This is a genomic window from Chromobacterium phragmitis (assembly GCF_003325475.1).
GTDB lineage: Bacteria > Pseudomonadota > Gammaproteobacteria > Burkholderiales > Chromobacteriaceae > Chromobacterium > Chromobacterium phragmitis.
On sequence record NZ_CP029495.1, the window covers coordinates 2,756,072 to 2,768,490 of the forward strand.

A 12,419-nucleotide genomic window follows, 5' to 3' on the forward strand; every position below is an offset into this window, starting at 1 on the left:
GCATGCGGTTTTTCAATCCATCCTGCCCAGGTAGCATCGGATTCATATTCAAGATTGAACAATGGAGGCGGAAATGCGAACACTTTTGAACGCGCTCAGGCATTGGAGGGATTGGTGGTGGCAAGGCATGGCCATCCATGCCCGGCAAGCGTGCCGCGACGAGTCGGAAGCGTTGGACCGCATCCGGAATCTGACGGGAGAGCCGAAATGAGCAAGGAAGAAACCAGGGCCGTGGTATGGGGGTTTTTGACCGAAGTGCGTTCCGGGCGCCATCCGGACGCGGCGGGCCAATATCTGGCGGCCAGCGTGGCCGCGCACCAGCTGGAGTCGGAAAATCCGCGCGCGTTGACGCGCAGTCCGGCCAATTACGCCGAGCATGTGCGCGAATTCATGAGCCTGTTCGGCGACTTTGAATTGCGGATAGACGAGCTGCTGGCGGATGGCGACCGCGCTTACGCCCGCTGGACCCAGCTGGGCCGCCACCAGGGCGAGATAGACGGCCGTCCCGGCACCGGCAAGCCGCTGGCGCTGATCGACAGCGCCTGCTACCGGGTGGCGGACGGCAAGATCGTCGAATACTGGATACAGGCAGACAGACTGGGGCTGGAGCGGCAACTGGGCTGAGCGCGGCGCGCGGCGACGTTCGACAGCCGCCGCCGGATTCTGAAACAATGTCTCCCGCATAGGGCCGCGCAGACGGCCCGCCAACCGCATCGGGAGACATCTTGCCTTATCTCGCCCTGACGCTGGCCATGTTTCTGTGGTCCAGCGCCTTCATCGTTCTCAAATACGTGTTCCAGTATTACCACCCGCTGGCGGTGCTGTTCGCGCGGATGGCGATCGCCACCGTCTGCCTGCTGCCGCTGGCGATGAGCGGACGCGTCAGCTGGCGCTACCGCCGCGGCGACTGGCCCTGGCTGCTGGCGATGGGGCTGTGCGAGCCTTGTCTTTACTTTTTGTTCGAAGCCAATGCCCTGACCTATACCAGCGCCTCCCAGGCCGGGGTGATCACCGCCACGCTGCCGATGATGATGGCGATAGGCGCGACGCTGTTCCTGGGCGAGCGCCAGCCGCGCCAGGTGTGGCTGGGCATCGCGGTCTCCTTCGCCGGCGTGATCTGGCTGAGCATGGACAGCCAAGCCGGTCCGGGCGCGCCCCGGCCGCTGCTGGGCAACGCGCTGGAATTCTGCGCGATGATCTGCGCCAGCGGCTATGTGTTGATCGCCAAGCGGCTGTCGGCGCGCTATTCGCCGCTGGCGCTGACCGGCATCCAGACGCTGGCCGGCTGCGCCTGGTTCGGGGGGGCGATGCTGACGCCGTGGGGCGAGTGGCCGCCACGGCTGCTGCTGATGCCCAGCTTGTGGGTGCTTTACCTGGGGGCGGTCATCACCCTGGGCGCTTACGGCCTCTACACCTGGGCGGTGTCGCGGATTCCGGTGGCGAGGGCGGGGGCGTTCAACAATCTGATTCCGGTGTTCACCGTCGCCATGGCCTGGCTGCTGCTGGATGAGAAGCTGCAGCCCTGGCAAGGCGCGGCGGGCGCGCTGGTGTTCGCCGGCGTGTGGCTGAGCCAGCGGCGGCAGGCGTGAAACGCGGCTGGCGGCTTTCCCCGCCATGGTCGATGATGCAGAATAGAAACAATTGCGATTGACGTAAGGAATCGAGCATGAATCGTCGGCGGATGGGATCTTGCGTGGCGTTGCCCCTGTTGTTGCTGGCCGGCCAGGCTGCCGCTGCGGAAGACGCGCATGGCCAGGAGCAGGTGCAGCAGGTGATCAAGCTGCCGTTGAAGCTGAACAAGGAGCCGCAGGCCGGCGCCGAGCATGGCGCGTCGCCGGCGCCCAAGCCCGCAGAGGCGAAGCCGGCCGAGCACAAGCCAGCCGCGCCCGCTCCTGGCGGCGCCGAGGCCGGCAAGAAGCCGGAGCCGGCCAAGGCGGAGCAGAAGGAGCCGGAGAAAATGGCGCCGTCGGTGCCGATGGCCAGCCCGCCGCGCGATCTGAGCCAGCCCAGTCCCGAGGTGAGGGCGCCCGGCAGCAGGCCGCGCGTCGCGCATCGAGCCAAGCCCAAGCGCCACGCCAAGCCGGAGCCGGCGAAGGCAATGGGCGAGGCCGGCCAAGTCAAGAGCGTGGTGGGAGACATCCTCAAGGCCAATCAGACCTATATCGCCAAGCACTCCCCGGGCTATCTGCTGAAGCTGGGCGAGCGCGCACAGCCCAAGGCGACGGTTGTCACCTGCTCCAGTCCGGGCGGGCAGGTGGGCATGGCGGGCGGCGACGCCGATCTGTTCGTGATCAGCAATATGGGCAATCAGCTGGCCAGCTCCGAAGGATCGATCGAATACGGCGTCCGCAATCTGCGCACGCCGTTGCTGATGTTCGTCAGTCACACCGGCTGCGGCGCGATCAAGGCGGCGGCCGGCGATTACAGCAATCTGGGGCCGGCGGTGCAGAAGGAGCTCGAAAATATCGAGATTCCCAAGGGCATCGACGCCACCAACGGCGCGCTGATCAACATCAACAATCAGGTGGAAGGCGCCATCCTCAAGTTCTCCGGCGAGGTGGAGGCGGGCAGGCTGGCGGTGCTGGGCGGCTACTACGATTACAACAATGACCTGAAGCAGGGACGCGGCAAGCTGGTGATCACCAATATCAACGGCGAAACCGACCCGGCTCGCATCCGCGAGCTGACGCGGGGAGGCCGCTACTTCCACTACGCCTTTATGGGGCATTAAGTCCGCATCGGTAGCATCCACGTTACAGCGGTTTTCATCCGTACCCATATCAGAGCGCCGATGCGGCGCTCTTTTCATGGGAAAAGTGCGAATTGTTTGGCCATGCGCAAAAACGAATATCCGAAAATCGATTAGGATGGTCGTGAATCAAGCGAGCCGGGGGAAATGGCCCGAAAAGCCCCTGAATTTCATAAGGGTATAGTCCCCGGGATGTAATGGCTACGCTACAAAGGGTTTGATGGCGCCGTCATCGAAAAGCGGTGATGGATTGGGGTTTTAGCTATATTTTTTCGAATTCGAAAAATTTTTAGCGAAAACGAACATTCAAGCGCTCGGCAATTTCATTTGGTTCTTGGAGAGACAAAATGGCAGTCAGCAATCAAATCGAACTCGACGCCCTGGTGGCCCGCGTCAAGAAGGCTCAAATCGCCTTCGCACAGTTCACGCAAGAGCAGGTAGACCACATTTTCCGCTCGGCCGCGCTGGCCGCGGCCGACGCCCGCATCCCGCTGGCGCGCATGGCCGTCGCCGAGACCGGCATGGGCGTGATGGAAGACAAAGTGATTAAAAACCACTTCGCCTCCGAATACATCTACAACAAGTACAAGGATGAGAAGACCTGCGGCGTCTTGTCCGAGGACGACACCTTCGGCACCATCACCATCGCCGAGCCTATCGGCGTGCTCTGTGGCATCGTGCCCACCACCAACCCGACTTCCACCGCCATCTTCAAGGCGCTGATCTCGCTGAAGACCCGCAACGGCATCATCTTCTCGCCGCACCCGCGCGCGCGCCGCTCCACCTGCGAAGCCGCCCGCCTGGTGCTGGAAGCCGCCGTCGCCGCCGGCGCGCCGCAAGACATCATCGGCTGGATCGACGAGCCGTCGGTCGCGCTGTCCAACCAGCTGATGCACCACCCCGACATCAACCTGATCCTGGCCACCGGCGGCCCGGGCATGGTCAAGGCTGCTTACTCCTCCGGCAAGCCCGCCATCGGCGTGGGCGCCGGCAACACCCCGGCCGTGATCGACGAAACCGCCGACATCAAGCGCGCCGTCGCCTCTATCCTGATGTCCAAGACTTTCGACAACGGCGTGGTGTGCGCGTCCGAGCAATCCGTCATCATCGTCGACGAAATCTACGACGCGGTGCGCGAGCGCTTCTCCAAGCACGGCGGCTACATCCTGAAGGGGAGCGAAGCCGAGGCCGTGCGCAAGGTGATCCTGAACGACGGCAGCCTGAACGCCGCCATCGTCGGCCAGAGCGCCGCCAAGATCGCCGCCATGGCAGGCATCGAAGTGCCGCCCACCACCAAGGTGCTGATCGGCGAAGTGACCGAAGTCTCCGAGCAGGAAGCCTTCGCCCACGAAAAACTGTCGCCCACCCTGGCCATGTACCGCGCCAAGAACTTCCTCGACGCTTGCGACAAGGCGGCCGCGCTGGTGACCATGGGCGGCATCGGCCACACCTCGGCGCTGTACACCGACCAGGATCTGCAAGAGGAGCGCGTGCGCTACTTCGGCGACAAGATGAAGACCGCCCGCATCCTGATCAACACCCCGTCCTCGCAAGGCGGCATCGGCGACTTGTACAACTTCAGCCTGGCACCGTCGCTGACCCTGGGTTGCGGCTCCTGGGGCGGCAACTCCATCTCCGAGAACGTCGGTCCCAAGCACCTGATCAACAAGAAAACCGTCGCCAAGAGGGCTGAAAACATGCTGTGGCACAAGCTGCCCAAGTCCATCTACTTCCGCCGCGGCTCCTTGCCGGTGGCCCTGGAAGATTTGGCCGGCAAGAAACGCTGCCTGATCGTCACCGGCCAGTATCTGTTCGAACACGGCTTCATCGACGAGCCCATCCGTTTGCTGAAGAAGATGGGCCTGGAAGTGGAAACCTTCTTCGAAGTGCCGGCCGATCCGACCCTGGCCGTGGTGCGCAAGGGCGCCGACCTGGCCCACGCCTTCAAGCCTGACGTCATCATGGCCATCGGCGGCGGCTCGCCGATGGACGCGGCCAAGATCATGTGGGTGATGTACGAGCATCCGGAAGTGCACTTCGCCGACCTGGCCTTGCGCTTCATGGACATCCGCAAGCGCATCTACCAGTTCCCGAAACTGGGCCAGAAAGCCATGATGGTGGCCGTGCCGACGACCTCCGGCACCGGCTCCGAAGTGACCCCGTTCGCTGTGGTGACCGACGAAGTGACCGGCGTGAAGTACCCGATCGCCGACTACGAGCTGACCCCGAACATGGCCATCGTCGACGCCAATCTGGTGATGGACATGCCGAAGTCGCTGACTGCCTTCGGCGGCATCGACGCGGTGACCCACGCGCTGGAAGCGTATGTGTCGGTGATGGCCAATGAGTACTCCGATCCGCAAGCCCTGCAATCGCTGAAGCTGCTGAAGGAGTACCTGCCGTCGTCCTACCTGAACGGCGCCAAGGATCCCAAGGCGCGCGAACAAGTGCACAACGCCGCCACCATCGCCGGCATCGCCTTCGCCAACGCCTTCCTGGGCGTGTGCCACTCCATGGCGCACAAGATCGGCGCCGAGTTCGGCCTGGCCCACGGCCTGGCCAACGCGCTGCTGATCAGCAACGTGATCCGCTACAACGCCGCCGACGTGCCGACCAAGCAAACCGCCTTCAGCCAGTACGACCGGCCGAAGAGCGTGGCGCGCTACGCCGAGATCGCCCGCCACCTGGGCCTGGAAGCCAGCCGCGACCACGAGCGCGTCGAGAAGCTGATCGAATGGGTGGACGAGCTGAAGAAGACACTGGGCATCCCGTCGTCCATCCAGGGCGCCGGCGTGGCCGAGTCCGACTTCCTGGCCAAGGTGGACGAGCTGGCCGAAGCCGCCTTCGACGATCAGTGCACCGGCGCCAACCCGCGCTACCCGCTGATCAGCGAGCTGAAGCAGCTGCTGCTGGACAGCTTCTACGGCCGTCCGTACAAGGAAGCCTGGGAGCGCGAAGAAGCGGCCGCCAAGCCGGAAGACAAGCCTGCCAAGGGCAAGGCCAAAGCCAAGGCCTGAGCCGCCAGATTTCAGCGAGCATGAGAACAGCCCGGACCCAGGTCCGGGCTTTTTTGCGTCTGCCGTTTTTTCTGGGGCTTGTCCTTTTCAATAAAAAACATGAATCAACAATGCTTGAAAATGTTTAAATCTGGTTTTAATGTGCTGGCTTATTCATATTGATATGAATTTATGTAAAATACTTTGTCATTCCGGCGTATAAGGGCGATTGACCTGATTCATCGCGCGCAGAGGGCGGTTCGGTTTCGGAACGCGGCTGCCGCTTGAAAACACAACAGCCGGAAACTCAACGCTTACACAAGGAGCAATGCATGTCAGGAGAACCGCAGACCCTGCACCGGGGGCTGGAAGAGAGGCATATCAATCTGATGGCGCTGGGCGCCACCATAGGCGTCGGCCTGTTTCTGGGATCGGCCACCGCGATCAAGATGGCTGGCCCGGCCATCATGCTGGCCTATGGTCTGGGCGGCCTCGCCATTTTCATGATCATGCGCGCGCTGGGCGAGATGGCCATCCACAACCCGGTGGCAGGTTCGTTCAGCCGCTACGCGCAGGACTACCTCGGCCCCTTGGCCGGCTATCTCACCGGCTGGAACTACTGGTTCCTGTGGTTGGTGACCTGCATGGCGGAAATCACCGCCGTCGGGGTCTACATGGGCATCTGGTTCCCGGACGTGCCGTCCTGGTACTGGGCGCTGGCGGCGATGCTGGCGATGGGCGGCGTCAATTTCATCGCGGTGAAGGCATACGGCGAGTTCGAGTTTTGGTTCGCGCTGATCAAGATCGTCACCATCGTGCTGATGATCGTCGGCGGCTTCGCGATGATCTTCTTCGGCTTCGGCAACCACGGCGTGGCCACCGGCATCTCCAATCTGTGGGCGCACGGCGGCTTCATGCCCAATGGCTTCTCCGGCGTGCTGATGTCGCTGCAGATGGTGATGTTCGCCTACCTGGGCGTGGAAATGCTGGGCCTGACCGCCGGCGAGGCGAAGAATCCGAAGAAAGCGCTGGCGCGCGCGGTGGATTCGGTGTTCTGGCGCATCCTGATCTTCTACGTCGGCGCGCTGTTCGTGATCCTGTCCATCTATCCGTGGAACGAGCTGGGCACCCGCGGCAGCCCCTTCGTGCTGACTTTCGAGAGCATGGGCATTCCGGCCGCCGCCGGCATCATCAACTTCGTGGTGCTGACCGCCGCGCTGTCCTCGTGCAACAGCGGCATCTTCAGCACCGGCCGCATGCTGTTCAACCTGGCCGAGCAGAAGCAGGCGCTGCCCGTGTTCGCCCGCGTCTCCCGAAGCGGCGTGCCGGTGCCGGCGCTGCTGCTGTCCATCGCCGCGCTGTTGCTCGGCGTGCTGCTGAACTACCTGGCGCCGAAGGAGGTGTTCACCTGGCTGACGGCGATTTCCACTTTCGGAGCCGTGTGGACCTGGCTGATCATCCTGCTGGCGCAACTGCGTTTCCGCCGTTCGCTGTCGGCGGAGGCGCTGGCTTCCATCAGCCACCGCATGCCGCTGTGGCCGTACGGCTCCTATCTGACGCTGGGCTTCCTGGCGTTGGTGATCGGCCTGATGGCGTACTTTCCGGACACCCGCGTCGCGCTGATCGTCGGCCCGGGCTGGCTGGTGTTCCTGGTGGCGGTGTATTACTTGTTGGGCTACCACAAGCAGGACGCCGCCTGGCGGCTGGCTCAGCAGTCGCGCTGAGTTCAGGCTTGCGTATCCAATCCGCCCGCCCGCCGGCGGGCTTTTTCATGCCTGCGGCAAGCCGGCGCGCTCGCGCAAAAAGGCCATCAGCGCGCGAAGCTTGGCCGGCTGCCGGACGCGATGCGGATAGTACAGGTACAGCGCCTCCGCCGGCGGCATGTGCTGGTCCAGCACCACGGCCAATCTGCCTTCGGCGGCCCAGGGCGCGATCAGCGGCTCGGCCAGGTAGGCCAGGCCGGCGCCGCCCAGCGCCGCGTGAAGCAGCGCCGTGTTGTCGTTGGCGATCAATGGGCCGTTGACCGCCAGCTGCAGCGGCTGGCCATCGGCGACGAACTGCCAGCGGTATTGCCCGCCGCCGCCGAAGCGGTAGCCCAGGCAATCGTGGTCGAACAAGTCCTGCGGCTGCATGGGCATGCCGCGGCGGCGCAGGTAGTCCGGCGAAGCGGCGACGACGAAACGCAGCGGCTGGCTGACCGGCAGCGCCTGCATGCCGGGCTGCAGCGCTTCGCCGAAACGGATGCCGGCGTCGAAGCGCTGGGCGACGATGTCGACCAGGCCGTTGTTGACGTCCAGCTCCAGCCCCAGCTTGGGATGGCGGGCGGCGAATTCGGCCAGCGCCGGGTAAAGCAGCAGCTGGGCGGCGGTGTGCGGCAGGGTGACGCGCAGCTGGCCCACCGGCTGGCCGCGGCTCTGCCGGGTTTCCTCCAGCGCCTCGGCGATTTCATCCAGCGCCGGCGATAGCCTCGCCAGCAGCGCCTCGCCGGCCTCGGTCGGCGCCACCTGGCGCGTGGTGCGGGTCAGCAGGGGCGCGCCCAGCGCCGTCTCCAGCTGACGCATCGCCTGGCTGAGCGCCGAGGCGCTGACGCCCAGTTCGGCGCCTGCGCGGGTGAAGCTGCGGTGGCGGACGATCGCGCGGAAAGCCTGCAGCGCGTCATGCGGAATTCGCGACATTGTGAAGCTCAGCGAAATAATGTTTGTCATTTTGGGCCATTTATCGCCCTGTCGCCATCTTCTATGCTGACGTCCATTCACCAAAGGAGCGATACGATGCAAAAACGCACGCTGGGCCGGGACGGCCCGCAGGTTTCCGCGCTGGGCTTGGGCTGCATGGGGATGAGCGCTTTTTACGGCCCGCGCGACGACGCCGAATCGCTGGCGACGCTGGACGCGGCGCTGGATCTGGGCGTCAACTTTCTCGACACCGCCGACATGTACGGCCCGCACGCCAACGAGCTGTTGCTGTCCCGGCTGCTGGCGCGCCGCCGCGGCGAGGTGGTGCTGGCCACCAAATTCGGCATCGTGATGGACTCGGCCGATCCGGCCAAGCGCGGCGTCAACGGCCGCCCGGAATACGTCCGCGCCAGCTGCGAGGGCAGCTTGCAGCGGCTGGGCGTCGATCACATCGATCTCTACTACCAGCACCGAATCGATCCCGACGTGCCCATCGAGGAAACCGTCGGGGCGATGGCCGATCTGGTCAAGGCCGGCAAGGTGCGTTGGCTGGGCTTGTCGGAAGCATCCTCCGCCACGCTGCGCCGCGCCGCGGCCATCCATCCCATTCACGCGCTGCAGAGCGAATACTCGCTGTGGACGCGCGATCCGGAAGACGGCGTATTGGCCGCCTGCCGCGAGCTGGGCGTCGGTTTTGTCGCCTACAGCCCGCTGGGGCGCGGCTTCCTGACCGGCGCGATCAAGAGCCCGGACGATTTCGCCGCCGACGACTTCCGCCGCGGCAATCCGCGGTTCCAGGGGGAGAACTTCCTGCGCAATCTTGAACTGGTAGACCAGGTGAAGGCCTTGGCCGCCGCCAAAGGCTGCAGTCCGGCGCAACTGGCGCTGGCCTGGCTGCTGGCCCAGGGGCAAGACATCGTCGCGATCCCAGGGGCGCGCAAGCAGGCCAATCTGCGCGACAACCTGGGCGCGCTGGGCGTCGCGCTGTCCGAGGAGGAACTATCGGCCTTGGGCGAAGCGTTCGCGCCCGGCCGGGTCAGCGGCCAGCGCTACGCTGCCGAGGTGATGGAGATGGTCAACCGCTGATGGCTCTCGTCATTCAGCGCAGTTGCTGAGGCGGCAGCGGCGGCAGCATGTGCATGGGGATGGCGCGCTGTTGCCCATTCGCCCCCGGTTGCTTGATGTTCAGTTGCGGCCAGGGAAATGCGTCGCGCGGCGCGGGGGGCGGAGAGAATCCGCTGTTCCGCGGTTGCAGTTGCACGGGACCGGACTCGTTCAGGGACTTGCCTATCGAAAAACTGTCGGCGAATTTGGGATCATCGCGCGGGCCCGCGAAATTGGAGGGCGGTTGGATCTCGATCAGCGGACTGTCCAGGTCGCCCAGCTGGATTCTGGGCTCGATGTTCAACGGCTTGGCTTCCGCCTGGCCCTGGCCATGGAAAACGCGCGGTTCGCCGGCGGATTGGGTGGCGAAATCGAAGGAGGGAAGCGGGGAGGCTGCCAGATGGGCGCTGCAGAGCGCCAATGGCAGCAGGAGGACGCATCGTCGCATGGTATACCTGCTATGGCTGGGCCGCGAGAGCGGCCGGGTGTGGCGGAATGGCTTGGCTGGCGCGCTCAGGTCACTGAAACGCGTGGCTGGGCGCCGTCATGACTCGACCTCGGGTTGCGGGCGCTAAAGTCGGCGGCATGACGAAGGGGAGCGGACGGAGGCGCTAAAAATGGATAGAGTATTCTATCTAAGTTGAGAGAAGGGATCAAGCTGATAGTCTGGCGAAGAAAAGCCTTGTTGCCGCCATTTGCCGGTCTTGGGGTCCAGTTCCGGCGCCAGCATGGGCGCGAGTTGCCATTGCGGCGTCTGCAAGCGGGTTTGCCGTTTCCGTTTTTTGGCTTCCAGAGCCCAGCTGGGCGGAGGCGGGACATCAAAATCCGGCAGTTGCAGCTTGGGATCCTGTTTCAGCGGCTGGCGCGGTTGGCTCATGTCCAGCCTGGGTCTGTCGCTTTCTGCCGCCAGAGCGAAAGCATAGGAGGGAAGGGAAGCCGCCGCTGGCTCGGTGGATAGCGCCAATGGTAGCAGGAAAAAGCGTAACGGCATGTTGATTCCTGCGGGGGGCCGCATGGGCCTGGTGTTGCGTGGGTTGGGTGTCTGGCGCGCTCGACGGGATGAGAGCGCGTGGCTGCTGGCACAGGAAGATGAAATACCTTTCCTGAAAGATAGAGTATTCCACCTAATTTAATCTGTATTGACAATTATGTAGACTGAGTGCTCGTTGCGGGACATGCTTAGCGCGGCTACGATGATGCGAAAGGCATGATGCGGCCGTACTGATGTCGCGCAGTTCTGGTATGGTGTCGGCGTTTTGCCCGCGGAGCGGGGCGATCTTTGTCCCGGTTGCCGCCTGACCCATACCGCCAAGCCGCTTTCCATGCCCATCGTGCCTTTACATACGCCCAGCATCCTTGACTTCAAGGCCACGCTGATCAGCAATGCCGGCTATTCGCTGGTGTTGACCACGGTTTTGTTGTTGTCCTGGTTCAGCGGCCGGCGCGAGCGCGCCTTGCTCACGTTGGGCATTGCCGGCGTGCTGGGCAATCTGGGTTTCCTGATCAATGCGTTGCCGCTGGGGCTGTCGTCCTGGCTTCAGTTGCAGGCAACCAATTATCTGCTGCTCGTCTTTTGTCCGCTGGCCCTGGTGTGCGCCCGCCAACTGCACGGCAAGCCCAGCCGCTGGCAGGCGGTTTTCGCGCCTTGGCTATTGGGCGTGCTGGCATACGCTTTTTGGGCGGGGCCGGACCGTTTCGCCGACAGGGTGCTGGTGGTGTCTTTGGTCAGCGCGTTGTATTGGGGGGGCACCACGCTGGAATTTTGGCGGCAGCGGGAGCGTTATCAGGGCATCGGGCATTGGATCGCCGTGCTGTGCGCAGCATTGCAATGCCTGCTCTCATGGCTGCGGCTATGGCATGGCTGGCATGTGGGCGGCCGCTATGGCCCAGACGGGCTGATGTTCAACGCGTTGGCTTCGCAAGGCTTGTTCTGGCTGGGCTACAGCTTCAGCCTGTGCGTGCTGATGATCAGCTACGAGCAGTTGCTGCTGCAGGTGCGCGAGCAGGCGCAGCAGGATGGCCTGACCCGCCTGTTCAATCACCGCACCTTCCATGAACAGGCGGCCGGCCTGTTTCAGCGCGCGCGGGAGCGGGGCGAGGGACTGGCGCTGCTGTTGATCGATCTGGACCATTTCAAGAACATCAACGACCGCTACGGCCACCAGGCTGGGGACGAAGTGTTGCGCCAACTGGCGGACTGCCTGCGCGCGGAGTCCCGCCATGGTGATCTGCTGGGGCGCCACGGTGGGGAGGAGTTCGTGGTGATGCTGCCGCGAACCTCGAGGGTGGAGGCCTATAACGCGGCCGACCGGCTGCGGCAGGCCATCGCCGAACTTCATCCGCGGACGGGGGAGCTGCGGCTGGCCATCAGCGCGAGCATAGGCGTGGCCTGCCTGCGTGAACGGGAGCATGAAAACCTGGCCAGCCTGTTTCTGGAGGCGGATCTGCTGCTTTACCAGGCCAAGCGCAAGGGCCGCAACCGGGTGGAGATAGAGCGCGAGCCTGAGCCCGCGCTGCTGGCGTGAGCGGGTTCTGTCAGCGCGCGTTTTCCGGTTCGCGGTGCGCGTCGCGGAGATAGACCGGCAGGTCGGTGACCGGGGGCGTGGCGGGCACTTGGTACAGCATGTCGGCGACGAAGCCGCGGTGGTAGTTCTTGTGGTTGACGATATGCAGCAGCATGTCGCCGCGCCGCATGCGGCCCTTGCCGCCATCCACGAATAGAAAATCCACTTCCTCGTCATGCGCGGCGGGGGCCAGGCCGTCCGCGTAATCGATATACCAGCGATGTAATCGATATACCAGCGATCCAGCTCCGCCTGCGAGCGGGCGAGCTCGCTCAGCGCCGGCGTGTCCGCCGTGTTGCACGCGTTGTAGCCATGCGCTTGCGCCAGCAAG

Annotated in this window: 12 protein-coding genes; 8 read left to right on the top strand and 4 right to left on the bottom strand. The window is 64.0% G+C overall.

Annotation, left to right across the window (positions count from 1 at the left end; translation table 11 throughout):
- Positions 1-73 precede the first annotated feature (73 nt).
- From DK842_RS23455 to DK842_RS13235, 6 genes are all read left to right on the top strand, one after another.
- On the top strand, positions 74-211 hold the full coding sequence (locus DK842_RS23455; RefSeq protein ID WP_168191902.1) for a hypothetical protein: 138 nt from the start codon (positions 74-76) through the stop codon (positions 209-211).
- Complete coding sequence (locus tag DK842_RS13215) at positions 208-624, top strand: ester cyclase (RefSeq protein WP_114061854.1); 417 nt, start codon at positions 208-210, stop codon at positions 622-624. Before DK842_RS23455 ends, DK842_RS13215 begins: the two co-directional genes overlap by 4 nt.
- Positions 625-725: 101 nt before the next feature.
- A complete protein-coding gene (locus DK842_RS13220; protein WP_114061855.1) occupies positions 726-1,589 on the top strand; it encodes a DMT family transporter in 864 nt (287 codons plus the stop codon).
- Positions 1,590-1,666: 77 nt separating this feature from the next.
- Positions 1,667-2,731, top strand: coding sequence for a carbonic anhydrase (locus tag DK842_RS13225; RefSeq protein WP_114061856.1), 1,065 nt, complete (start codon positions 1,667-1,669; stop codon positions 2,729-2,731).
- A 365-nt stretch (positions 2,732-3,096) separates the two neighbouring features.
- The gene (gene adhE / locus DK842_RS13230; protein ID WP_114061857.1) at positions 3,097-5,766 is read left to right on the top strand and encodes a bifunctional acetaldehyde-CoA/alcohol dehydrogenase; all 2,670 of its coding nucleotides are present in this window, start codon (positions 3,097-3,099) and stop codon (positions 5,764-5,766) included.
- A 311-nt stretch (positions 5,767-6,077) separates the two neighbouring features.
- On the top strand, positions 6,078-7,469 hold the full coding sequence (locus DK842_RS13235) for an amino acid permease (protein WP_114061858.1): 1,392 nt from the start codon (positions 6,078-6,080) through the stop codon (positions 7,467-7,469).
- A gap of 45 nt (positions 7,470-7,514) precedes the next feature.
- On the opposite strand, the gene DK842_RS13240 is transcribed toward DK842_RS13235, so the two are convergent.
- A complete protein-coding gene (locus DK842_RS13240) occupies positions 7,515-8,420 on the bottom strand; it encodes a LysR family transcriptional regulator (protein WP_114061859.1) in 906 nt (301 codons plus the stop codon).
- 96 nt (positions 8,421-8,516) lie between these two features.
- Between DK842_RS13240 and DK842_RS13245 the strand changes: the two genes are divergently transcribed.
- Entirely contained in the window at positions 8,517-9,506 is a 990-nt protein-coding gene (locus DK842_RS13245; protein ID WP_114061860.1) for an aldo/keto reductase, read from the top strand.
- 13 nt (positions 9,507-9,519) lie between these two features.
- Here the strand turns inward: DK842_RS13245 and DK842_RS13250 are convergent, their stop codons facing one another.
- Positions 9,520-9,972 carry a hypothetical protein gene (locus DK842_RS13250; RefSeq protein ID WP_145964034.1) on the bottom strand — a complete coding sequence of 151 codons (453 nt, stop codon included), beginning with the start codon at positions 9,970-9,972 and terminating at the stop codon, positions 9,520-9,522.
- 183 nt (positions 9,973-10,155) lie between these two features.
- Positions 10,156-10,515, bottom strand: coding sequence for a hypothetical protein (locus tag DK842_RS13255; protein ID WP_114061862.1), 360 nt, complete (start codon positions 10,513-10,515; stop codon positions 10,156-10,158).
- A 331-nt stretch (positions 10,516-10,846) separates the two neighbouring features.
- On the opposite strand from DK842_RS13255, the gene DK842_RS13260 reads away from it, so the two are divergent.
- The gene (locus DK842_RS13260) at positions 10,847-12,049 is read left to right on the top strand and encodes a GGDEF domain-containing protein (RefSeq protein WP_114061863.1); all 1,203 of its coding nucleotides are present in this window, start codon (positions 10,847-10,849) and stop codon (positions 12,047-12,049) included.
- Between the two features lie 10 nt (positions 12,050-12,059).
- On the opposite strand, the gene DK842_RS23680 is transcribed toward DK842_RS13260, so the two are convergent.
- Positions 12,060-12,389, bottom strand: coding sequence for a DinB family protein (locus tag DK842_RS23680; protein ID WP_198414538.1), 330 nt, complete (start codon positions 12,387-12,389; stop codon positions 12,060-12,062).
- Positions 12,390-12,419: the final 30 nt, after the last annotated feature.

Bases quoted from the DNA above. Each gene is read 5' to 3' on its own strand.
- DK842_RS13260 (WP_114061863.1), top strand. From the start codon at position 10,847: ATGCCCATCGTGCCTTTACATACGCCCAGCATCCTTGACTTCAAGGCC.
- DK842_RS13215 (WP_114061854.1), top strand. From the start codon at position 208: ATGAGCAAGGAAGAAACCAGGGCCGTGGTATGGGGGTTTTTGACCGAA.
- DK842_RS13235 (WP_114061858.1), top strand. From the start codon at position 6,078: ATGTCAGGAGAACCGCAGACCCTGCACCGGGGGCTGGAAGAGAGGCAT.
- DK842_RS13250 (WP_145964034.1), bottom strand. From the start codon at position 9,972: ATGCGACGATGCGTCCTCCTGCTGCCATTGGCGCTCTGCAGCGCCCAT.
- adhE (WP_114061857.1), top strand. From the start codon at position 3,097: ATGGCAGTCAGCAATCAAATCGAACTCGACGCCCTGGTGGCCCGCGTC.
- DK842_RS13240 (WP_114061859.1), bottom strand. From the start codon at position 8,420: ATGTCGCGAATTCCGCATGACGCGCTGCAGGCTTTCCGCGCGATCGTC.
- DK842_RS13245 (WP_114061860.1), top strand. From the start codon at position 8,517: ATGCAAAAACGCACGCTGGGCCGGGACGGCCCGCAGGTTTCCGCGCTG.
- DK842_RS13225 (WP_114061856.1), top strand. From the start codon at position 1,667: ATGAATCGTCGGCGGATGGGATCTTGCGTGGCGTTGCCCCTGTTGTTG.
- DK842_RS23455 (WP_168191902.1), top strand. From the start codon at position 74: ATGCGAACACTTTTGAACGCGCTCAGGCATTGGAGGGATTGGTGGTGG.
- DK842_RS13255 (WP_114061862.1), bottom strand. From the start codon at position 10,515: ATGCCGTTACGCTTTTTCCTGCTACCATTGGCGCTATCCACCGAGCCA.